Raw genomic sequence first — 23,054 nt, 5'->3', positions numbered from 1 at the left:
GCTTTCACTTTTCTACAGGCGAAAAAAGGGGCGGTATGACCCGCCCACATTTTTTCCCTAGTCCCTTTAATCCTTTTCATCGTCCTGATGAGTCGCATCCTGCGACATTCCTTCCAAACCACCGTTCCTTGATGGCTGTGCCAATCCGTGGACACAGGGCTGATGTTAGAGCCTCCCAAGATAAGTTCAACGGGATCCAAACAGATAGCGGCCAATCGGCGGTGCTCAAGGGACATTAAATAATTGTTTTATTTCAAACAGTTAGAAATATCGCTCGCAGATTCGAGACGCTCATTTCCGGTAAAAAAACCGAATACCTACATGACGGTAAGCGAATGCTTACACGACTTATTGGGAAAAGAGCGTCACAACCCTGTGCGGGACCGTTCCTACATCGCGATTCAGTCGTCGCTGACGGTGATCGTCGGCATCGCGGGACTGCTCGCCTCCTGCAGCACTATCCGCGCGCCCACATGGCGGGCCAGTTCCTGATACACCATGGCAATCTGACCATCGGGCTCGGCAGCCACGGTGGGCTTGCCGCCATCGGCCTGTTCGCGGATAGACATCGACAGCGGCAACGAGGCCAGCAGTTCGACGCCGTATTGAGTCGCCAGCTTCTCGCCACCGCCCTCGCCGAAGAGATGTTCGGCATGACCGCAGTTGGAGCAGATGTGCACCGCCATGTTTTCCACCACGCCCAGCACCGGAATGTTGACCTTGCGGAACATCTCCACGCCTTTCTTCGCGTCCAGCAATGCCAGGTCCTGGGGCGTGGTGACGATCACCGAGCCGGCCACCGGGACTTTCTGCGCCAGGGTCAACTGGATATCGCCGGTACCGGGTGGCATGTCGATCACCAGGTAGTCCAGGTCGCCCCAGGCGGTCTGGGTGACCAATTGCAGCAGCGCCCCGGAAACCATCGGCCCGCGCCAGACCATGGGCGTGTTGTCATCGGTCAGGAACGCCATGGACATCACTTCCACGCCCAGGGACTCGATCGGCACAAACCACTTCTGGTCCTTGACCTTGGGTCGTGTGCCTTCGGCAATGCCGAACATCACACCCTGGCTCGGGCCATAGATATCGGCGTCGAGGATGCCCACGCGGGCACCTTCTCGGGCCAGGGCCAGGGCCAGGTTGGCGGCGGTGGTGGATTTACCCACCCCGCCCTTGCCCGACGCCACGGCGATCACGTTCTTGACGTTGGCCAGGCCAGGGATCTGCGCCTGGGCCTTGTGCGAGGCGATCACACATCGGATGTCGACCTTGGCCGAGCGCACGCCATCGAGGCCTTCGATGGCCATTTGCAGCATCTGCGCCCAGCCGTTTTTGAACAGGCCGGCGGCGTAGCCCAGCTCCAACTGGACCGATACCTGGTCAGCCTGGACCTCGATGGCCCGCACACAGCCGGCACTGACCGGGTCCTGGTTCAAATAGGGGTCGGTGTACTGGCGAAGGACGGCTTCCACCGCTGCGCGATTGACGGCGCTCATGGGCAACTCCCGAAAAAGACTGACTGAAACAGGCGGCTATCCTAACCGTTCCGGGCCACCAGCGGCATGCTTTCGCAGGATGGGAAGATTCTGAAACAGCACCACGGGGTGAAATAAATTTCCCGGCGCTTTATAGTGGCCGACCTCCGTTTCATCAAGTAGCCGAGCCCCATGTCCGAGCCACGCAAGATCCTCGTCACCAGCGCCCTGCCCTATGCCAATGGTTCCATCCATCTTGGCCATATGCTTGAGTACATCCAGACCGATATGTGGGTGCGCTTCCAGAAGCATCGCGGCAATCAATGCATTTATGTCTGCGCGGACGACGCCCACGGTTCGGCCATCATGTTGCGCGCCGAAAAGGAAGGCATCACCCCGGAACAACTGATCGCCAATGTGCAGGCTGAACACAGCGCCGACTTTGCCGAGTTCCTGGTGGACTTCGACAACTTCCACTCGACTCATTGCGACGAAAATCGTGAGCTTTCGAGCCAGATCTACCTGCGGTTGAAAGACGCCGGGCACATTGCCACGCGCTCGATCACCCAGTATTTCGACCCGGAAAAGAAAATGTTCCTGGCCGATCGTTTCATCAAGGGCACCTGTCCGAAATGCGGCACCGACGACCAGTACGGCGACAACTGTGAGAAATGCGGTGCCACCTACGCACCCACCGACCTGAAGAACCCGAAGTCGGCCATCTCCGGCGCCACCCCGGTACTCAAGGATTCCCAGCACTTTTTCTTCAAACTCCCGGATTTCCAGCAAATGCTGCAAACCTGGACCCGCAGCGGCACCTTGCAGGACGCCGTGGCCAACAAGATCGCCGAATGGCTGGATGCCGGCCTGCAACAGTGGGACATTTCCCGCGATGCGCCGTACTTCGGCTTCGAGATCCCGGGCGAGCCGGGCAAGTACTTCTATGTCTGGCTGGACGCGCCGATCGGCTACATGGCCAGTTTCAAGAACCTCTGCGACCGCACACCGGAGCTGGACTTCGATGCGTTCTGGGGCAAGGATTCCACTGCCGAGCTGTACCACTTCATCGGCAAGGACATCGTCAACTTCCACGCGTTGTTCTGGCCGGCGATGCTCGAAGGTTCGGGCTACCGCAAGCCGACCGGCATTGCCGTGCACGGCTACCTGACGGTAAATGGGCAGAAGATGTCCAAGTCCCGCGGCACCTTTATCAAGGCGCGCACCTACCTGGACCACCTGTCGCCGGAATATTTGCGTTATTACTATGCGTCCAAGCTGGGCCGTGGCGTCGACGACCTCGACCTGAACCTGGAAGACTTCGTACAGAAGGTCAACTCGGATCTGGTCGGCAAGGTTGTCAATATCGCCAGCCGTTGTGCAGGGTTTATCCACAAGGGCAACGCAGGAGTGCTGGTCGCTGAAAACGCTGCTCCGGAATTGACCGATGCCTTCCTGGCCGCTGCGCCGAGCATCGCTGACGCCTATGAAGCCCGCGACTTTGCCCGCGCCATGCGAGAAATCATGGGCCTGGCCGACCGCGCCAATGCCTGGATTGCCGACAAGGCGCCATGGTCACTTAACAAGCAGGAAGGCAAGGAAGCTGAGGTCCAGGCGATCTGCGCCACCGGCGTCAACCTGTTCCGTCAGTTGGTGATCTTCCTCAAGCCGGTGCTGCCGCTGCTGGCCGCCGATGCAGAGGCGTTCCTCAACGTCGCGCCACTGACCTGGAACGACCACGCCACGCTGCTCGGCAACCATCAGTTGAACGCGTTCAAGCCATTGATGACCCGCATCGACCCGGTAAAGGTCCAGGCCATGACTGACGCGTCGAAAGAAGACCTGGTCGCCAGCCAGACCGACACCGGCTCGACTGCGCCAGCAGGTAACGGCGAGTTGGCCAAGGACCCTATTTCCGCTGAAATCGAGTTCGACGCCTTTGCCGCCGTAGACCTGCGGGTTGCACTGATCGTCAAGGCCGAAGCCGTGGAAGGCGCCGACAAGCTGTTGCGCCTGACCCTGGATCTGGGCGGCGAGCAACGCAATGTGTTCTCCGGCATCAAGAGCGCTTACCCGGACCCGTCCAAGCTCGATGGTCGCCTGACCATGATGATCGCCAACCTCAAGCCACGAAAAATGAAATTCGGTATCTCTGAAGGCATGGTGATGGCGGCCGGTCCTGGCGGCGCAGAAATCTATCTGCTCAGCCCGGACAGCGGCGCCAAGCCAGGTCAACGCATCAAGTAACCCCTGCAGGATGCCCCGGCGTTTCGACGTTGGGGCTTTTCAGCCCGCCCACATCGGCGGGCCGGGCGTCAACGCAATGATCAAAGCATGAACCTGATTCAACGTATCGACGCGCTGCTACCGCAGACTCAATGCGGCAAGTGCGGGCACCCGGGCTGCAAGCCTTACGCCGAAGGCATTGCTGACGGCGAGGCGATCAACAAGTGTCCGCCCGGAGGCCAGGAAACCATCGCCGGGCTTGCGCAATTGCTGCGCGTGCCGGTGCTGGCCCTGGATACGAGCCGTGGCGACGCGCCGGCCCAGATCGCCTACATCCGTGAGGCTGAATGCATCGGTTGCACCAAATGCATCCAGGCTTGCCCGGTGGACGCCATCATTGGCGCCGCCAAGTTGATGCACACGGTCATCATCGACGAGTGCACCGGTTGCGACCTGTGCGTCGCGCCCTGCCCTGTCGACTGCATCGAGATGCGCCCACTTGCTGAAGTCCTGCCGATTGTGGGCGACCTGGCGCGCAGCGATGACGAGCGGCGCAAACGTGGCCTTAAACGCGACCGGGCACGTCGGCGTTTCGAACAGCGCAACGCACGCCTGCAACGTGAGCAAGCCTGCAAACACGCCGAACGCGTGGCGCGGGCCAAGCGCATTGCGCCCGTGGCAGCGGCATCAGCCGATAGCCATCAGGCCGCTCAGGATGCAGCAATCAAGCAAGCCAAAATCAGTGTCGCCATGAGCCGTGCGCAGTTGCACAAATCCCTGAAGGCGTTTGGTCATCCCCCGACCTTTGAGCAACAGTCACAATTGATTGTCCTGCAAAGGCAGTTCGAAGCCTCGGAGCAGGCGCTTGCCGCGCTGGAGGTCAACGTCCCGCCACCGCTGCCGACAAGCAAAAGCGCTGAACTCAAGCGCGCGAAGATCCAACTGGCAATGCGCCGGGCCGCATTGAAAAAGGCCCAGGATCAACAGGCTGACGAACAGCAACTGGCAAACTTGAATGCCGCGCTGGACGCCGCCGAGCAGACGCTGCATGACGCCCAGGCCACTTGCGACGCCAGCGCCAACGGTAACGCCTGACCCACAACCGACGCTGCGTTGTGTATTGCTACAATTACGTCGATAGCCTGCAAGGAAACGTCCCTCCCTATGAACGCTGCAAAACGCCTGGAAATTTTCCGCAGGTTTCACGAAGACAATCCGGAACCCAAGACCGAACTGGCCTACTCCTCCCCGTTCGAGCTGCTGATCGCCGTGATCCTGTCGGCCCAATCCACAGACGTCGGCGTCAATAAGGCCACGGCCAAGCTGTTCCCGGTGGCCAATACGCCGGAGGCGATTTACGCCTTGGGTGTACAAGGGTTATCGGAGTACATCAAGACCATCGGCTTGTACAACAGCAAGGCCAAGAACGTGATCGAGACGTGCCGCCTGCTCATGGAGCTGCACGCCGGCGAAGTACCGCAAACCCGGGAAGCCCTCGAAGCATTGCCCGGCGTGGGCCGCAAGACCGCCAACGTTGTACTCAATACGGCGTTCCGGCAGCTCACTATGGCGGTGGATACGCATATTTTTCGCGTCAGCAACCGAACCGGCATCGCTCGCGGAAAGAATGTGGTGGAGGTCGAGAAACAGCTGATGAAGTTCGTGCCCAAGCCCTATCTGCTCGATTCCCATCACTGGCTGATTCTTCACGGGCGCTATGTTTGCCAGGCGCGCAAGCCTCGGTGCGGCAGTTGTCGGATCGAAGATCTATGTGAATACAAGGACAAGACATCCGACGATTGAGGGTTGTTAGGTTTTCCTCATCAATCGATTGAAAAAATCTTTTTTACGCGTTCGTCGATTATCGCTATAAGGAGCGCCAATGGCAGTCTTTAGCCTGGAGTGAACCTTATGAGCACTGGCAAAGAACAACTGGAAGTAGATGACGAATTGGTGGAGCCGGAAGACGATGAGGCGCCAGCGCCCGTCCCGGAGACAGCCAAGACCAATTTGAGCAAACGCCTGATTATCGACAATCTTCTGGAAGAGCGACGCTTGCAAAAACAATTGGCCGATTACGACTTCGACTTCTGAACGCTCGGCAAACGGCCGGAAGCCTCCCTGACGGAGGCTTTTTTGTGCCGGATTCTACAGCAGTGTCAGAATGGTGAAGCGCCCCTCCTCACACCAGACCATTGCGCTGGGCAAGCTCTATCAGGTCGACCAGTGACCGAGCATTGAGCTTGAGCAGCAGGCGCGTCTTATAGGTGCTGACGGTCTTGTTACTGAGGAACATACCGTCGGCAATCTCCTTGTTGGTTTTGCCACGGGCCAACTGCTGCAGCACCATCATTTCCCGCCCCGATAGACGTTCGACCATGTCTGCCTCACTGGCGTTGCCCATGGTGGACCGCACCGAATTGAGTGCCTGGTTAGGGAAGTAGCTGTAGCCGGAAAGCACTGCCTTGATGGCGCTCAACAGTTCGGTCAGGTCCTGCTGCTTGCACACGTAGCCGGCAGCGCCGGCCTGCATGCAACGCATGGAAAAATGTCCTGGCGCCTGGGAGGTCAGCACCAGCACCTTGAACGATACGGCTTGCTTGGTCGAGGCCAGCCGGCAAATAACTTCAAGGCCATCGAGTTTGGGAATGCCAATGTCCAAAATGACAATGTCCGGCATATGTTCCCTTGCAAGTTGCAGCGCATCGACACCGTTATCAGTCTCGGCAACGACCTCATAACCATGACGTTCCATTAGCATGCGCACAGCAAGCCGAATGACGGGATGATCATCCACGATCAGCACTTTATTCATGAGAAAGTCCAATTTCGCTGTTCGAATTATTTAGAGAAAGCACAATAGCCTAGTCGTCTGCTAGTTGGCATAGCATGCCCCCCCGAGCAACAGCAGGCAGAGACCCACCCCACAACAAGAAAGGAATTAGCCTACAAAAATTCGCCAACTTTAATGTATTGGCCTTTATGGAGCCCTTCAGACCTTTCCCTGCTCGTACATATTTTGAGAGAAATATCCTCATCCCGGGGGCAGCAAGGTAAACGTGGCGCACAGGTCTCTCAGGAAATACCCCTTGTTTGCCATGGCGGCTTATACAAAGGGCTGAAAAAACTCCATCAGCTTCAGTTCCATTTAACATATTTATATACACCCAATTTTCCTACAGAAAATTCCACAAATTACACCGCCTTTGCGCCTTCATGAGTGAAACTTCTGTAAGACATAGTTCCTATCTAGATGTAAAAAACCTTTCCGCAGGAAAGTAGATTTCTGGATTCGAAAAAACCTTCAAAGACTTGAAGAAAGCCCCTTAAACACCGATCAAACATTTTTTAAACGTCGTTCGCTCTGATTAATGCTTGTATTGGTATATTTGGGGCAAAAAAAAGCCCCTTGCAAAAGGGGCTTTTTCACAACAAGCAAAACACTCAGAACAACTTGCGTCCTTTGTTGGCTGCGATGCGCATGCGCAAGGCGTTCAACTTGATGAAGCCGGCTGCATCCGCTTGGTTGTAGGCACCACCATCTTCCTCGAAGGTCGCAATGTTGGCGTCAAACAGCGACTCATCGGACTTGCGACCGGTCACGATCACGTTGCCCTTGTACAGCTTCAGGCGCACCACACCGTTCACGTGGGCCTGGGAGGCATCGATCATCTGTTGCAGCATCAGGCGTTCAGGGCTCCACCAGTAACCGGTATAGATCAAGCTGGCGTACTTGGGCATCAGCTCATCTTTGAGGTGGGCCACTTCACGGTCCAGGGTAATGGACTCGATGGCGCGGTGAGCGCGCAACATGATGGTGCCGCCCGGAGTTTCGTAGCAGCCGCGGGACTTCATGCCCACGTAACGGTTCTCGACGATGTCGAGACGGCCGATACCGTGTTCACCACCTATACGGTTCAGGGTCGCCAGCACGGTGGCGGGTGTCATCTCGACACCATCGAGCGCGACGATGTCACCGTTGCGGTAGGTCAGTTCCAGGTACTGTGGCTTATCTGGCGCGCTCTCCGGGGAGACGGTCCATTTCCACATGTCTTCTTCGTGCTCGGTCCAGGTGTCTTCCAGCACGCCGCCTTCATAGGAGATGTGCAGCAAGTTGGCATCCATCGAGTACGGGGATTTCTTCTTGCCGTGACGCTCGATCGGGATCGCGTGCTTTTCAGCATAATCCATCAGCTTTTCACGGGACAGCAGGTCCCATTCACGCCACGGCGCAATCACTTTCACGCCGGGCTTGAGCGCGTAGGCGCCCAATTCAAAACGCACCTGGTCGTTGCCTTTGCCGGTGGCACCATGGGAAATGGCATCAGCGCCGGTTTCGTTGGCGATTTCGATCAGGCGCTTGGCGATCAGCGGACGTGCAATGGAGGTGCCGAGCAGGTACTCGCCTTCATAGACGGTATTGGCGCGAAACATCGGATAAACGAAATCGCGGACGAACTCTTCGCGCAGGTCGTCAATGTAGATCTCTTTCACGCCCATGGCTTGCGCCTTGGCACGTGCAGGTTCGACCTCTTCGCCCTGACCCAGGTCAGCGGTGAATGTCACCACTTCACAGTTATAAGTATCCTGCAGCCACTTGAGGATCACCGAAGTGTCCAGGCCGCCGGAATACGCGAGAACGACCTTGTTTACGTCGGCCATGCCATCACTCCACGGGGTTGTACGGAAAGGCAACGATTCTACCGATCAAAACCGTGAATTTACAGGGGCGCGACAGCAAATGAAGATAAAGCGACAGATTATGTCGACCGGGCGACCGATGACCGCGCCTCACGAGGTCGCAGCAGGGGTGCTCGGAGCTGCGGCCTGGGGTGCCGGTTTCTCGGGCGCCGCCACGCGTTCGAGCTGCACGTTGACCCGACGGTTGCGCGCTCGGTTGGCGGCATTGGTGTTGGGCGCCAAGGGGTAGCTTTCACCGTGGAAACGCATCGTGATCTGGGATTCCGGGATGCCGTTGGCCTTGAAGTAGTCCACTACCGCCAAGGCACGGCGTCGCGAGACATCACGGTTGGTCAGGCGGTTGCCGCTGTTATCCGAATGGCCGTTCAGCTCGATGTGGTTGACCGTGGGGTCGGCTTTCATGAACGCGACAATGACCGACAGTTTCTGCTTGGCCGCTGCATCCAGTTCGATGCCACCACCGGGGAAACCGACTTCCGTCTGTTTAACCTGATCGTAGTTCATCGGCAACAGCTTGGTAGTACACAACTGATAGTCGTTGTAGGCCTTGGCGAACTTCACCGGCAGCAGGCGAATTTCCGAATAACCGCCTTCGCGTCCGTAATGCCGCACGGTCGGGCTGCGGCCTTCGAGCAGACCGGTAAAAAGACGCCCGGCCTGGGCCTGTGAGCTGTTAAACAGCACATCACCACTGCCGACGCGTACCGCACCCAGGTTGATGTCGCCACGGCCCGGTTGCCAGGGCGCGGCGGCGGCCAGCAACGTGGCGGAGCCGGCACCAAGCGAACCACTGTAGGCTTTCAGGCGAAAGGTCGCCTGCTCGCCCGCCCGGCGCACAAATTCACCCGAACCGAAATCGGTGATCGGCTGGGTCAGGCGGCACTCGAACTGATCGCCCTCCACTTTCCACTCAATATTCTCCAGGCGTGTCTGGAACGTAAGGGCCATCGCGGGCAGGCTGGCGAACACACTGAGCAGGGCTAGATAATGCTGGCGCACGGGAGGCTCCACTGGTTTCTACAACACTTCAAGGCGTCATACATCGTTAAGGCATACCCAGTGCTATCGGTTGCATCCTGCAAAACTTGATAGCGAGTGCCTGCACGAGTCTTTTCCGGTAGCATTCCCACCAGATTGACCCGCCTGGAATCCCCAATGTCCGACCGCCTGACCCTGCTGCGTCCCGACGACTGGCATATACATCTTCGCGATGGTGCTGCGTTACCCCACACCGTGGCCGATGTCGCGCGCACCTTTGGCCGCGCCATCATCATGCCTAACCTGGTACCTCCGGTGCGTAACGCCGAGCAAGCCGACGCCTATCGCCAGCGTATCCTCGCTGCACGACCGGCCGGAAGCCGCTTCGAGCCGCTGATGGTGCTTTACCTCACCGACCGCACCCAGCCTTCGGAGATCCGCGAGGCCAAGGCCAGCGGCTTCGTGTACGCCGCCAAGCTGTACCCGGCCGGCGCGACCACCAACTCCGACTCCGGCGTGACCAGCATCGACAAGATCCTGCCGGCCATCGAAGCCATGGCCGATGTGGGCATGCCGCTGTTGATCCACGGTGAAGTCACCCGTGGCGATGTCGACGTGTTCGATCGCGAAAAAATCTTCATCGACGAACATATGCGCCGCGTGGTCGAGCTGTTCCCGACCCTCAAGGTGGTGTTCGAACACATCACCACCGCCGACGCCGTGCAGTTCGTCACCGAGGCTTCGGCCAACGTCGGCGCGACCATCACCGCACACCACCTGTTGTACAACCGCAACCACATGTTGGTGGGCGGTATTCGGCCGCACTTCTATTGCCTGCCGATCCTCAAGCGCAATACCCACCAGGTGGCGTTGCTGGATGCCGCGACCAGCGGCAACCCGAAGTTCTTCCTCGGCACCGATTCCGCGCCCCACGCCCAGCACGCCAAGGAAGCCGCCTGCGGTTGCGCGGGATGCTACACCGCGTTTGCCGCCATCGAGCTGTACGCTGAAGCGTTCGAACAACGCAATGCCCTGGACAAGCTGGAAGGTTTCGCCAGCCTCAACGGCCCGCGCTTCTATGGCCTGCCGGCCAATACCGACCGCATCACCCTGGTTCGTGAAGACTGGACCGCCCCCGCCAGCCTGCCGTTTGGCGAGCTGACCGTTATCCCGCTGCGCGCCGGTGAAACACTGCGCTGGCGCCTGCTGGAGGAAAGCAAGTGAGTGAAGACCATTACGATGAAGACCAGGAACACGGCGGTGGCGGCGGTTCGCGCCATCCGATGGCCGAGCGTTTCCGCGGCTACCTGCCTGTCGTTATCGATGTAGAAACCGGCGGTTTCAATTGCGCCACCGACGCGTTGCTGGAAATTGCCGCGACCACCATCGGCATGGACGAGCAGGGCTTCGTCTACCCTGACTACACCCACTTCTTCCGCGTCGAGCCGTTTGAAGGGGCCAACATCGAAGCAGCGGCCCTGGAGTTCACCGGCATCAAGCTTGATCACCCGCTGCGCATGGCGGTGAGTGAAGAAGCGGCGCTGACCGACATCTTCCGTGGCGTACGCAAGGCGCTGAAGGCCAACGGCTGCAAGCGTGCGATCCTGGTGGGGCACAACAGCAGTTTCGACCTGGGCTTCCTGAACGCCGCCGTGGCGCGGCTGGACATGAAACGCAACCCGTTTCATCCGTTCTCCAGTTTCGACACCGCCACGCTCGCCGGCCTGGCCTATGGCCAGACCGTGCTGGCGAAAGCCTGCCAGGCCGCCGGTATCGACTTTGACGGCCGCGAAGCTCATTCGGCGCGCTACGACACCGAAAAGACCGCTGAGCTGTTCTGCGGCATCGTCAATCGCTGGAAACAGATGGGTGGCTGGGAAGACTTCAGCGACTGAGACTCGTCCCGCCAGGTCTGTAGGAGCGAGCTTGCTCGCGAAAAACTCACAGGCACCGCGCTCATTCAGCAAGCACGCGTTATCGTTGACGTTTTTCGCGAGCAAGCTCGCTCCTACATGGCATCAGGGCTTGCGGGGTGTCAGTGACGTATTTATGGACTGATACAGCGCAATCACGCGCAAGTCGAATCGTCGCACCGCCCCGCCCATAAAAAAACCGGCCCTCACAGGCCGGTTTTTTTTCTACCTTGAATCCGGCTTACAGCTTGCCGGCGTTCTCGGTCAGGTAAGCCGCCACACCTTCGGTGGAAGCGGTCATGCCTTTGTCGCCTTTTTTCCAGTTGGCAGGGCAGACTTCGCCGTGCTCTTCGTGGAATTGCAGCGCGTCGACCAGGCGAATCAGCTCTTCCATGTTACGGCCCAGCGGCAGGTCGTTGATGATCTGCGAGCGCACAACGCCCTTGTCGTCGATCAGGAACGCGCCACGGAAAGCCACACCGCCTTCGGACTCTACGTCGTAGGCCTTGGCGATATCGTGCTTCATATCGGCAGCCATGGTGTATTTGACTTTACCGATGCCGCCATCGTTGATGGCTGTGTTGCGCCAGGCATTGTGGGTGAAGTGGGAGTCGATGGAAACGGCGACCACTTCAACGTTGCGTGCCTTGAAATCGTCCATGCGGTGATCCAGAGCAATCAGCTCGGATGGGCAGACGAAGGTGAAGTCCAGCGGGTAGAAGAACACCAGGCCGTATTTGCCTTTGATGGCTTCAGACAGTTTGAAGCTGTCTACGATTTCGCCGTTGCCGAGGACGGCAGGTACGTCGAAATCCGGGGCTTGTTTGCCGACGAGTACGCTCATTGGATATCTCCTGATGAAGGGGTGACGATTGAAGTAACAGGACCAGCGTCGAGTCTGCCGTGTATTGGCGACAGACCTGTGACGCAGTCACGCTTCGTAAAGACCGACCATCATACACCGAAAAAACCGTTCGTCAGCGCGCAGGCAATACCCAAGGGACAGTCGACGAAACTATTTTGACAATCATTCTCGTTAACATTAAGATCCATCGCACTTAAGCCCTAAACCCGCGACGGTTCTCCTTATGTATGTGTGCCTCTGTACTGGCGTCACCGACGGACAAATCCGCGAAGCAATCTATGAAGGTTGCTGCAGCTACAAGGAAGTGCGTGAAACCACCGGCGTTGCCAGCCAGTGTGGAAAATGCGCATGCCTCGCCAAGCAAGTGGTGCGGGAAACCCTTACTCAGTTGCAGACAGCTCAGGCTGCGGCACCGTATTCAGTAGAATTTACACACGCTTAAATAGGCGTGTTTTAAAGAACCGGACCCTGTGTCCGGTTTTTTTATGCCTGCAATTCAATTAGTTAGCGTCAAGACGCGGAACACAAACATTCTTATTCCGATTAATTTTCATTTATTATTCAATAACTTAGGTTTGACACCGGGATTGTCGCCGCTCAAACTCCGCCCATACACAGCTATTACAGGGCAGGACCCCAGTCATGAAAGGCGACATCTCAGTCATCCAGCAACTCAACAAAATCCTTGCCAATGAACTGGTCGCGATCAATCAGTACTTTCTGCATGCACGCATGTACGACGATTGGGGCCTGGAAAAGCTGGGCAAGCGCGAATACAAAGAATCGATCAAGGCCATGAAAGACGCCGATGCGCTGATCAAACGCATCCTGTTCCTGGAAGGCCTGCCGAATGTGCAGGACCTGGGCAAGCTGAATATCGGCGAGCACACCCAGGAAATGATCAGCAGCGACCTGGGCTTTGAACGCAAGAGCCACAGCGACCTCAAGGCCGCCATCGCTCACTGCGAAGCCACGGGCGACTATGGCAGTCGCGAATTGCTGGAAGATATCCTTGAAGACCAGGAAGAACACATCGACTGGCTGGAAACCCAACTGGGCCTGATCGACAAAGTCAGCCTGGAAAACTACCTGCAATCGCAGATGGGCGAATAACCCCAAGCGTTCAGGTACAAAAAAGCCCCGCTCTCTCACGAGAAGCGGGGCTTTTTATTGCAAGCCAATCAAGCGTCGGTCTTGGCTGCCGCGTTTGCTGCTGCGTCTTTGATCAGCGCCTGCAACGAGCCATCAGCTGCCATTTCAGTGATGATGTCGCTACCGCCTACCAGCTCACCGGCTACCCACAGCTGCGGGAAAGTCGGCCAGTTGGCGTACTTTGGCAGATTCGCGCGGATTTCAGGGTTTTGCAGGATATCCACGTAAGCAAACTTCTCGCCACACGCCATGATGGCCTGGGACGCTTTCGCGGAGAAACCGCACTGAGGAGCGTTTGGCGCGCCTTTCATGTAAAGCAGAATGGTGTTGTTGGCAATCTGCTCTTTGATCGTTTCGATGATATCCATGGAACACCTCTGCAGGAACTTTTCGACTCACGGGTCGGCACGGTGGCGCATTGTAACGCAAAAAACCTGCTGGATGCTCGGGCGCGCCGACAGCCAACCTCAAGCTGCCGAAACGTTCACCGGTACGCCGTTGAGCGCCGCATTGCCCGACAGCTCGTCCAATTGCCGCTCGTCGGTCAAGTCGTTGGCACTCGCCCCGGGCTGGCCGCTGGCGATGCTCATCTGCACACCCGGGCGCCCGTGCCCCCAGCCGTGGGGCAGGCTGACCACGCCAGGCATCATATCGGTGCTGGCCACCACTTCGATTTCGACCATGCCGATACGCGAACTGACCCGCACCCGCTGACCGTCGCTCAATTGCCGTCTGGCCAGGTCGTCGGGGTGCATCAGCAGTTGATGACGCGGCTTGCCCTTCACCAGTCGATGATAGTTATGCATCCAGGAATTATTACTGCGCACGTGACGACGGCCAATCAGCAGCAGTTCGTCAGCCAGCGGCAGCGGTTGCGCGGCAAAGCGCGCCAGGTCAGCCAGGATCACCGCCGGCGCCGCCTGCACCTTGCCGTCGACAGTCTTCAGCCGCTCGGCCAGGTTCGGCCTGAGCGGCCCCAGGTCCACGCCATGGGGATGATCGGCCAGCATCGCCACTGATAGCTTGTGCGCAGAGGCATCGCCGTAAGTCCCGGCGCGCAGTCCAAAGTCGATCATCTGCGCGGGCGGCATCGTCGGTTTGAGCACCACGCCGGTATGCGCCGCAAACGCCTTGGCCAGGCCGACGAAAATTTCCCAGTCGTGCAGCGCACCGTCAGGCTTGGGCAGGATCGCGCGGTTGAAGCGCGTGACATTGCGCACCGCGAACATATTGAAAGTGGTGTCGTAGTGATCATTCTCCAATGCCGATGTGGACGGCAGGATCAGGTCGGCATAGCGCGTAGTCTCGTTGATGTAGAGGTCGACACTGACCATGAACTCCAACCCCTCCAGCGCCTGCTCCAGCTGACGGCCGTTGGGCGTCGACAATACCGGGTTGCCGGCCACCGTCACCAGGGCGCGGATTTGCCCGTCACCTTCGGTGAGCATTTCCTCGGCCAAGGCAGACACCGGCAGCTCGCCGCCGTATTCAGGTCGCCCGGATACGCGGCTTTGCCAGCGGTTGAAATGCCCGCCTCCGGTCGACGCCACCAGGTCCACCGCCGGCGTGGTACACAAGGCGCCGCCCACGCGGTCAAGATTGCCGGTGACCAGATTGATCAACTGCACCAGCCAATGACACAGCGTGCCGAATGCCTGGGTCGAGACGCCCATACGCCCATAACACACAGCCTTGTCCGCTGCGGCGAAGTCACGCGCCAACTGGCGGATCTGTTCGGCAGGCACCGCGCACTGACGGCTCATGGCCTCGGCGGTAAACCCGGCGATCGCCTGGCGCACGCTTTGCAGCCCCTCAACCGGCAAATGGCTGTCGCGGGTCAACCCTTCTGCAAACAGCGTGTTGAGCAGTCCGAACAACAAGGCCGCATCGCCGCCGGGGCGCACGAACAGATGCTGGTCTGCAATCGCCGCCGTCTCACTGCGTCGCGGGTCGACCACCACTACTTTACCGCCTCGGGCCTGAATCGCCTTGAGGCGTTTCTCCACATCGGGCACGGTCATGATGCTGCCATTGGACGCGAGCGGGTTACCGCCCAGGATCAGCATGAAATCAGTGTGGTCGATGTCCGGAATGGGCAGCAGCAGGCCATGACCGTACATCAGGTGACTGGAGAGGTGATGGGGCAGTTGGTCCACCGACGTTGCGGAGTAGCGGTTACGCGTCTTCAGCAGGCCAAGAAAATAATTGCTATGGGTCATCAGCCCGTAGTTGTGCACGCTGGGGTTGCCCTGGTACACCGCCACCGCATTCTGCCCATGCCTGGCCTGGATGCCCGCAAGGCGTTCGGCTACCAGCGCAAACGCATCTTCCCACGGGACCGGTTGCCATTCGCTGCCAACGCGCAACATGGGCTGGTGCAGGCGGTCCGGGTCATTCTGGATATCCTGCAATGCCACGGCTTTAGGACAGATGTGCCCACGACTGAAGGCGTCCAGCGGGTCGCCCTTGATCGAGGTGATGGTCAGGCCTCCGTCTTCGGCTTGAGTGGTTTCCAGGGTCAGGCCGCAGATGGCTTCGCACAGGTGGCAGGCACGGTGATGGAGAGTCTTGGTCATGGCCAGTCTCTTTATAGGGGCTTTGCCCAACTATGGGCCGCGACCGCCCAGTGCGCCAGCAAGGTTCGTGCGGTGAATCGGCGGATATAGGCCAAGGCATGGCTAAACGTGAGCAAATATTTCAGAAGCCTCCCTCAGGTGCCGTGAACCGCTATAACCGCGCCCCCAAGCGCCCTGCGCATTGCAAAACGTCTCAACGCCAGTGTACAAATGGGCCGCTGCTGTCTGGAAACCGTCTTCAAAAGCGCTTCGGCGCCCTGCTTGAACACCCCTGAAAACCGTAGCCCTATTGGTAAGACGCGACATTTAATGTCAACGGCGTTCCGGGGTTTTACGGGGGTTTTGAGCAATAAAAAAGGCGCGAGCATCATTGCCGCGCCTCAGTGTTTTACGAGCATTCCACCCGTCACGGCCCGCACTCCCCCGCATTCGTAATCCATCACTGGCCCATAAATTGGCCCAGCCCTCTCCGGCGTCCCTGCCGAACGAACACATCTTCCTATTTTGGCGTTACATCAATTCCTTTCGCCTGCAACTGCTTTGTCAGGTAGATAACCGCTGCTTTCAACTGATACAGCTCTTCGCGATCTGACACCGACATGTATCCATCGGGATTGACGACGACCGCATCAGGGTTGGTTTTCTGTACGTCTTGAGCAAGGTTGCCAGTTTCGTTGGTTGCGATCTTCTGGCGCTTCTCGGTGACCACGCCGTTGGCGTCGGTTTCCTTCCAGACGACATAGCGGTCGGACACATAGACCTTGTTCGCCAGCACGCGCTGCATGCTCTTGGCGTAATCGACTTCACCGCGTACTTCCTGCAGGCGGCTATCGGTGGCGGTCATCACGCGGCCGGCCTGGACATCGCCAATAAAGTAGCCCGAATAGTTGATCTTGCCGCCGGTGGCATTCGCATATACGCCGTAGTTGGCGTCGTTGCGACCATCAACCAACGCACGATAGCCGGTGGCCTGCTTGCCATCAGTGGCCAGAACGGTAGAGGTGCTGCCACGCGCATCGCCTGAACCGGTCACGGCGCTGGATATGCGGGACTCCTGAGCAGTGACAGCGCCGACCCCGGTGGACGCCGCGACAGGCTCAACGCTCGAGACAGAAGCTGTTACTGATGCGGTACGCGGGCCACCTCCGGACACAAGGCTGGTCGACGCGATGCCGAAAGATCCGTTGGCGCGCTCAAGGGTGTTGGACACCGGCGATGTGTTGGTGACATCCGTGAGCGAATCAATGGCCCGGCCGACATTGCGGGCGGAGAAAACTCGCAGCGCCGAGTCACGGCCGCGAGAGTCGGCCAGGATCGAGTAACCCCAGTCGCCTTCCTTTTTAAGCCCGGCTACCGACGCGTTATCAATACCGGTGGCGCCCTGGGCATAGCCAAGCACACCGTAGCCAGGCCCTGCCCCGTTCAGGCGCTCACCGTACACCCCGGCACCATCTGCGGATTCGTTCTTTCCGTAAACACCATGACCGGAGCCTGTGAGGATCTTGTATCCGGTTACACCGCTACCCGAGCCAGTGCCGCGCATCACGCCGTATACGCCCGAACCGTTGCCGTTTTCCCACCTGGTACCGATCACGCCATTACCTGGGCCTGACTCACGACGATTGCCCACGATTGCATCGGCTGCCGTAGAGCGCGTGGTTGCGCCGCCTATTGCCCCGCCGCCGGCGCCGCCGTCACCTTCATCAAGCGCATGGAAGCCGTAGCCAGACGCCATCGGACCAATGGCGTTGTGATAGGCGAACACTGCGTCAGATACGCCGTGCGTATCCTTCACTACGCGCAGCGAGCTGGGCTTGACCACGGCGTCATCGGTGACGATGTTCACATGCTGAGTGATGGTTTCCGGAAGAGGCTCGGCAAAAGCGGCAGATGAAAGCGCGCCGAGCAACAGGATGGCTGACAGGTTTTTCATTCCAATAATTCCTACAAAGCGATGGCAAATCATACATCAACCCCCTTGGATCGAAGCGTTTCTACCAGGTATTTAAAAGCAGCTTTGAGCTGGAAAAGCTCAGACCGATCAGAGACAGAAAGGTAATCAGTGTCCCCAACTGCGTATGTGGTAATAAAGTCGGGGTTGGTTTTCTGAATATCCTGCGCAAGGTTGCCAATTTCCCGAATGGCGACAAGATGCCGGCGCTCTTCTTTTCCATATGTAGGAATTATCAAGTTCCCCACTCGATCCTCAACTTCGCTCCATACGGAAATGTCCGCCATGTAGGCGGCTTCTTTGTCGTAGCAATAAATCGGATTTGCCAATACGTTTTCCAGGCAAAGAGAGTAATCAACCTCGCCATGGATAGTTTTCAAGCGTTTATCTGACGGTGTAAGCGCGCCACCGTAAAATACGTTTCCCACAAAATAACCCGACCAGTTTGTCGTTCCACCGACAGCGTTACCGTAAAGTCCATAGTTGATCGTGTTCGCACCGTTCACGACGGCTTTAGCGCCAAATGCACTTGCACCGTTCTTCGCCAAGACGTCATAGGATGCGCCACTGGCCTCTGCTGATTCTGATACGTTGGAGCCGATAGTAAGGGCATGCCCTGTAACGTTCGACGCGCCAGTCGAGTTCGCAGTTGGTGCAACGGTGGAAACGGTGGCTATCACAGCTCCCGTGCGCGCCGTGGCTCCATTCACCCGATGCAGAACGCATATGCCCTGGGCACCGTAGTCACGTTCAAATGTGTTGGAGGTGGGCGCGGTGGATGTCACATCAGAGAGCGACTCTACTGCTTTTGCGGTGGTACTGACGGCGGAAAAAGCTCTGAGCGCGGCATGCACGCCTCTTCCGTCAAACAACCCGGCTGGAGATGTCTCGCCAGGCAGCTTAAACCCCATAACAGAGGCGTTTTCAATGCCAACGCCAACGCCTGAAGCGTGACCAAGAACGCCCGGCCCCTCACCAGCGCCATTTGATCGCTCACCAAATACACCTGCGCCGCTGAACGTGCCTTCGTGCCGGCCATGCACCGCACTGCCTTGCGCTGCTTGTGCTACGTACCCATAGACGCCATCGCCGGCGCCGGTACCTGCCCGAAACCCGTAGGCTCCGTGCCCCACACCGCTTTCAAGGCGGGAGAAGCTACCACCATTACCCTCACCCGTTAGGCGCCGGTTGCCGACAATGGCATCGGCGTAGGTAAGTCTGCTCGTCGCGCCACCGATCGCGCCACCGGTGCCTACATCTGGCGAACCGGTACCGGAATCTAGGGCGTGAACAGCGTACCTGCACCGGAACCGCACAACGAACGAGCGGTTTTCGCTACGCGACCTTGGCGACGGGCCGGTGCGCCGCAATGAAAAACTGCCCGCCTGCTCATTTTTCTGCGAGATGGCAGAAGCCGGCATCATCGCCAGCGCATAAATCTCCCCACTCCACCGCCCGGGCATGGCCCGGAAGGACTCACCATGCCTACAGAAAACACGATTCAGCGCTGGTCGCGAACATTGCTGAGTGGGGCCTGCGGCCACTCTCGGCGCACCCAGGTCACGAATTCATCTTTTTCGTCCAGCACCACCGCTAACAGCGCGGGCTGCTCGGCGTAGAGCGCGACACGTTGCAGCGCATTGGCCTTTCTGGTCGCATGCATGCCGACACATTGCGGATCGTCCAGAGCGTCCTGGGCGACGAATAGCACCGGATCGCCCTGGGGCTGGGAGGCTGCGGTGATGGATGGGCATATAGCGCGCAACCCGTGCCTGTCCATGCCCAGGACCAAGTTACAGAAGCGCCTCGTGGATCCATTTGAGCGGGCCGAGGCAGAGCGCATCATTGCCGACCTATACGAGCACCTGCCAGGCAAGACCAAGATCTACGCGGCCTACTTTGAGCTTGCCTTCTTCGCCGGGATGCGCCCCGGCGAGCAGCGCGCACTCAAGTGGTCGGAGGTCAGCGAGGAAAAGCGGCGGGCCCACGTTTGCCGGGGCACCGTGAAGGGGGACCTGCAAGAGCGGATCAAAACCAAATCGGTAAGGGATGTGCTGATGAATGATCGCGCCATGAACGCGATAAAGGTGGCCAGGTCACTGGCAGAGGAGGGGGCGGAGTTTGTCTTTGCTCCAGCAGATGGGAGTAGCGAGTGGATCAGGTCGGACAGCACTCCAAAGAAATACTTCCTTGCCTCACTGACTCGCCTGGGGATTCGTCGGCGCCGTCAGTATGACTGCCGTCACACCTGCGCCACGATGTGTCTGATGGCGAACATGAATACCGCGTTCATTGCAAACCAGCTTGGTCACAGTGTACAAATGCTGCTCTCGACCTACGCGAAGTGGATCAACTCCGCATCCGACTGGACCGAACTGAACAAGCTGTAAACGTGCAAATTGGCCCATTTGTGGCCCATCGCTACAAAGGCATATGGCTAAAGACCCTAAAACTAAGCCTTCCATTGGAAAGATGCGACATTTAATGTCAATATCGCGCCTTCCCCTATTTCGTCGCCCCGTGCGGCTTTCGCCGCAGGTCTCGCCCGTTGTCACAATAAACAAGGCTTTGAGTATCTGCGGTCTGTTGCAAAAGGTAGTTAATGATGAGCGCAAGGCACTTTCTCTCCCTGATGGATTGCACGCCCGAAGAGCTGGTCAGCGTGATCCGTCGAGGCATTGAGCTTAAAGACCTGCGTAACCGCGGCGTACTGTTTGAGCCTTTGAAAAATCGCGTGCTCGGGATGATTTTCGAGAAGTCCTCGACCCGCACCCGCCTGTCCTTCGAAGCCGGCATGATTCAGTTGGGTGGCCAGGCTATCTTCCTGTCGCCGCGCGATACCCAATTAGGCCGTGGCGAGCCGATCAGCGATTGCGCCATCGTGATGTCGCGCATGCTCGACGCCGTGATGATCCGTACCTTCGCCCACAGCACCCTGACCGAATTTGCCGCCAACTCGCGCGTGCCGGTGATCAACGGCCTGTCCGATGACCTGCACCCGTGCCAGTTGCTGGCCGACATGCAAACCTTCCTCGAACACCGCGGCTCGATCCAGGGCAAGACCGTGGCCTGGATCGGCGACGGCAACAATATGTGCAACAGCTATATAGAAGCGGCCATCCAGTTCGACTTCCACCTGCGCATCGCCTGCCCCGAGGGTTACGAACCCAGCGCCGAGTTCATGGCCAAGGCCGATGGCCGTGTGCAACTGCTGCGCGATCCGAAAGATGCGGTGGTCGGCGCCCATCTGGTCAGCACCGACGTCTGGACCTCCATGGGCCAGGAAGACGAAACCGCCAGGCGCCTGGCACTGTTCACGCCATTCCAGGTCACACGCGCCCTGCTCGACCTGGCCGCACCGGACGTGCTGTTCATGCACTGCCTGCCCGCCCACCGTGGCGAGGAAATCAGCCCGGACCTGCTCGACGACCCGCGCTCGGTCGCCTGGGACCAGGCCGAGAACCGCCTGCATGCGCAAAAGGCCCTGCTCGAATTCCTCGTGCCGCCGTCGTACCACCACGCATGAGCCAGCCATTACTGCTGAGCCTGCGCAATCTGGCCTGCGGCTATCAAGGTCAACGGGTGGTGCAGAACCTCAACCTGCACCTCAACGCGGGCGATATCGGCTGCCTGCTCGGCTCCTCGGGCTGCGGCAAGACCACCACACTGCGCGCCATTGCCGGGTTCGAGCCGGTGCACGAAGGTGAAATCAGCCTGGCGGGCGAAGTGATCTCCAGTGCCGGTTTCACGCTGGCACCGGAGAAACGTCGTATCGGCATGGTGTTCCAGGATTACGCGTTGTTTCCTCATCTGAGCGTGGCCGACAACATCGCTTTCGGCATTCGCAAGCACCCGCACAAAGAGCGTGTGGTCGCCGAGTTGCTGGAACTGGTGAACCTCAAAGACCTGGGCAAACGCTTCCCCCACGAGCTTTCAGGTGGCCAGCAACAACGCGTCGCCCTCGCCCGTGCCCTGGCGCCGGAACCGCAATTGCTGCTGCTGGACGAACCGTTTTCCAACCTGGATGGCGAACTGCGGCGCAAGCTCAGCCATGAAGTGCGTGACATTCTCAAGGCGCGCGGCACCAGTGCGATCCTGGTCACCCATGATCAGGAGGAAGCCTTTGCCGTCAGCGACCATGTGGGCGTTTTCAAGGAGGGGCGTCTTGAGCAATGGGATACGCCCTACAACCTCTATCACGAGCCGCAGACGCCTTATGTGGCCAGCTTTATCGGCCAGGGCTATTTTATTCGCGGCCAATTGAGCTCGCCCGAGTCCGTCAGCACCGAGCTGGGCGAGCTGCGTGGCAACCGTGCCTATAGCTGGCCGACCGGTGGCGCGGTGGATGTATTGCTGCGGCCGGATGACATCGTCTACGCACCGGACAGTGCGTTGAAAGCGCGAATTGTCGGCAAGACCTTCCTCGGCGCGTCAACGCTATACCGCCTGCAACTTGCGACGGGCGCGCAGCTGGAGTCGATTTTTCCCAGCCATGTCGATCAGCAGGTCGGCGCGCAGGTGGGCATTCGAGTGGCTGCCGAGCACCTGGTGCTGTTCCAGGCACAATCAGCTATCTGAATAAACCAGGTTAAACCTGTAGGAGCGAGCTTGCTCGCGAAAAACTCACAGGCAACGCGTTCATTCAGGAAGCACGCGTTATCGTTGACGTTTTTCGCGAGCAAGCTCGCTCCTACAGAGGGCGGTGTAAGCTTAACTGACTGGCATTAGGGCAAGCCCATCAGGCCCGGCCAATCGGCGCGAACCTGGCTTGGGTATGTTCAGCCAGCACACTGGCCGGCAGCTCGACTTCCAACCCGCGCCGGCCAGCACTGACAAAAATCGTCGCAAACGGCTGTGCCGTTACATCGATGAACGTACGCAAGCGCTTCTTTTGCCCCAGCGGGCTGATGCCGCCTAACAGGTAACCTGTAGAACGCTGCGCGGCGGCCGGGTCGGCCATTTCGACCTTCTTGACGCCTGCCGCATTCGCCAGTGCCTTCAGATCCAGACTTCCGACGACCGGCACCACTGCCACCAGCAATTCGCCCTTCTCACTGCTCGCCAGCAGCGTCTTGAACACTTGCGCCGGGTCTAGGCCCAATTTTTCCGCGGCCTCCAGGCCATACGATGCGGCCTTGGGGTCATGTTCATAACTGTGGATACGATGTTCGGCGCGAACTTTTTTCAACAGATCCAAGGCCGGGGTCATATGGGCTCCGA

General features: G+C 58.6%; 22 protein-coding genes. 11 read left to right on the top strand and 11 right to left on the bottom strand.

All coding sequences use genetic code 11. The features are described 5' to 3' along the window. Positions 1–401 precede the first annotated feature (401 nt). Positions 402–1,496, bottom strand: coding sequence for an iron-sulfur cluster carrier protein ApbC (apbC, locus tag BOP93_RS05790; protein ID WP_065898205.1), 1,095 nt, complete (start codon positions 1,494–1,496; stop codon positions 402–404). Between the two features lie 171 nt (positions 1,497–1,667). Between apbC and metG the strand changes: the two genes are divergently transcribed. The 4 genes from metG to BOP93_RS05770 all read left to right on the top strand — a co-directional run bounded on the left by metG (position 1,668) and on the right by BOP93_RS05770 (position 5,792). Next, entirely contained in the window at positions 1,668–3,719 is a 2,052-nt protein-coding gene (gene metG, locus BOP93_RS05785; RefSeq protein ID WP_104501873.1) for a methionine--tRNA ligase, read from the top strand. Positions 3,720–3,806: 87 nt separating this feature from the next. Continuing rightward, positions 3,807–4,793: an electron transport complex subunit RsxB gene (gene rsxB / locus BOP93_RS05780; RefSeq protein WP_104501872.1), complete on the top strand. Its 987-nt coding sequence runs from the start codon at positions 3,807–3,809 to the stop codon at positions 4,791–4,793. Between the two features lie 69 nt (positions 4,794–4,862). Further along, on the top strand, positions 4,863–5,501 hold the full coding sequence (nth, locus tag BOP93_RS05775; RefSeq protein ID WP_104501871.1) for an endonuclease III: 639 nt from the start codon (positions 4,863–4,865) through the stop codon (positions 5,499–5,501). Between the two features lie 108 nt (positions 5,502–5,609). After that, a complete protein-coding gene (locus tag BOP93_RS05770; RefSeq protein WP_104501870.1) occupies positions 5,610–5,792 on the top strand; it encodes a PA3496 family putative envelope integrity protein in 183 nt (60 codons plus the stop codon). An 88-nt stretch (positions 5,793–5,880) separates the two neighbouring features. On the opposite strand, the gene BOP93_RS05765 is transcribed toward BOP93_RS05770, so the two are convergent. The 3 genes from BOP93_RS05765 to BOP93_RS05755 form a co-directional block, all read right to left on the bottom strand. Beyond that, entirely contained in the window at positions 5,881–6,513 is a 633-nt protein-coding gene (locus BOP93_RS05765) for a response regulator transcription factor (RefSeq protein ID WP_003188986.1), read from the bottom strand. 629 nt (positions 6,514–7,142) lie between these two features. After that, complete coding sequence (locus BOP93_RS05760; protein WP_104501869.1) at positions 7,143–8,360, bottom strand: argininosuccinate synthase; 1,218 nt, start codon at positions 8,358–8,360, stop codon at positions 7,143–7,145. Between the two features lie 129 nt (positions 8,361–8,489). After that, positions 8,490–9,398, bottom strand: a complete 909-nt coding sequence (locus tag BOP93_RS05755; RefSeq protein ID WP_104501868.1) for a flagellar protein MotY — start codon at positions 9,396–9,398, stop codon at positions 8,490–8,492. A 156-nt stretch (positions 9,399–9,554) separates the two neighbouring features. On the opposite strand from BOP93_RS05755, the gene pyrC reads away from it, so the two are divergent. Then, the gene (gene pyrC, locus BOP93_RS05750) at positions 9,555–10,601 is read left to right on the top strand and encodes a dihydroorotase (RefSeq protein WP_104501867.1); all 1,047 of its coding nucleotides are present in this window, start codon (positions 9,555–9,557) and stop codon (positions 10,599–10,601) included. After that, a complete protein-coding gene (gene rnt, locus BOP93_RS05745) occupies positions 10,598–11,272 on the top strand; it encodes a ribonuclease T (protein ID WP_104501866.1) in 675 nt (224 codons plus the stop codon). Before pyrC ends, rnt begins: the two co-directional genes overlap by 4 nt. Before the next feature lie 259 nt (positions 11,273–11,531). Here the strand turns inward: rnt and BOP93_RS05740 are convergent, their stop codons facing one another. Continuing rightward, a complete protein-coding gene (locus tag BOP93_RS05740) occupies positions 11,532–12,134 on the bottom strand; it encodes a peroxiredoxin (RefSeq protein ID WP_057724790.1) in 603 nt (200 codons plus the stop codon). 244 nt (positions 12,135–12,378) lie between these two features. Between BOP93_RS05740 and BOP93_RS05735 the strand changes: the two genes are divergently transcribed. Together BOP93_RS05735 and bfr are read left to right on the top strand one after the other, a co-directional pair. Then, complete coding sequence (locus BOP93_RS05735; RefSeq protein ID WP_083203330.1) at positions 12,379–12,597, top strand: bacterioferritin-associated ferredoxin; 219 nt, start codon at positions 12,379–12,381, stop codon at positions 12,595–12,597. Positions 12,598–12,797: 200 nt separating this feature from the next. Then, positions 12,798–13,268 (top strand): bacterioferritin, encoded by a 471-nt coding sequence (bfr, locus tag BOP93_RS05730; protein ID WP_065891908.1) that lies wholly within the window; start codon positions 12,798–12,800, stop codon positions 13,266–13,268. 68 nt (positions 13,269–13,336) lie between these two features. Here bfr and grxD read toward each other — a convergent pair whose 3' ends face one another. The 5 genes from grxD to BOP93_RS27545 form a co-directional block, all read right to left on the bottom strand. After that, complete coding sequence (gene grxD / locus BOP93_RS05725; protein ID WP_010212745.1) at positions 13,337–13,675, bottom strand: Grx4 family monothiol glutaredoxin; 339 nt, start codon at positions 13,673–13,675, stop codon at positions 13,337–13,339. Between the two features lie 99 nt (positions 13,676–13,774). Next, entirely contained in the window at positions 13,775–15,883 is a 2,109-nt protein-coding gene (locus tag BOP93_RS05720; protein ID WP_104501865.1) for a molybdopterin oxidoreductase family protein, read from the bottom strand. A 499-nt stretch (positions 15,884–16,382) separates the two neighbouring features. Beyond that, a complete protein-coding gene (locus BOP93_RS05710; protein WP_104501864.1) occupies positions 16,383–17,816 on the bottom strand; it encodes a hypothetical protein in 1,434 nt (477 codons plus the stop codon). 29 nt (positions 17,817–17,845) lie between these two features. After that, on the bottom strand, positions 17,846–19,258 hold the full coding sequence (locus tag BOP93_RS05705; RefSeq protein ID WP_157943450.1) for a hypothetical protein: 1,413 nt from the start codon (positions 19,256–19,258) through the stop codon (positions 17,846–17,848). 77 nt (positions 19,259–19,335) lie between these two features. Next, entirely contained in the window at positions 19,336–19,614 is a 279-nt protein-coding gene (locus BOP93_RS27545) for a hypothetical protein (protein WP_162303204.1), read from the bottom strand. A gap of 28 nt (positions 19,615–19,642) precedes the next feature. Between BOP93_RS27545 and BOP93_RS05700 the strand changes: the two genes are divergently transcribed. From BOP93_RS05700 to BOP93_RS05690, 3 genes are all read left to right on the top strand, one after another. Then, positions 19,643–20,224, top strand: coding sequence for a site-specific integrase (locus tag BOP93_RS05700; RefSeq protein ID WP_237140400.1), 582 nt, complete (start codon positions 19,643–19,645; stop codon positions 20,222–20,224). Between the two features lie 215 nt (positions 20,225–20,439). Further along, positions 20,440–21,360: an ornithine carbamoyltransferase gene (argF, locus tag BOP93_RS05695; RefSeq protein ID WP_104501861.1), complete on the top strand. Its 921-nt coding sequence runs from the start codon at positions 20,440–20,442 to the stop codon at positions 21,358–21,360. Further along, positions 21,357–22,412, top strand: coding sequence for an ABC transporter ATP-binding protein (locus tag BOP93_RS05690; RefSeq protein WP_104501860.1), 1,056 nt, complete (start codon positions 21,357–21,359; stop codon positions 22,410–22,412). Before argF ends, BOP93_RS05690 begins: the two co-directional genes overlap by 4 nt. 160 nt (positions 22,413–22,572) lie before the next feature. Here BOP93_RS05690 and ybaK read toward each other — a convergent pair whose 3' ends face one another. Then, a complete protein-coding gene (gene ybaK, locus BOP93_RS05680; RefSeq protein ID WP_104501858.1) occupies positions 22,573–23,043 on the bottom strand; it encodes a Cys-tRNA(Pro) deacylase in 471 nt (156 codons plus the stop codon). Positions 23,044–23,054: the final 11 nt, after the last annotated feature.

It is taken from the genome of Pseudomonas orientalis (assembly GCF_002934065.1).
GTDB classification, from domain to species: Bacteria; Pseudomonadota; Gammaproteobacteria; order Pseudomonadales; family Pseudomonadaceae; genus Aquipseudomonas; species Aquipseudomonas orientalis_A.
Note: the sequence above shows the minus strand (reverse complement) of the source record. Positions and strands in the feature narration are given on the sequence as shown.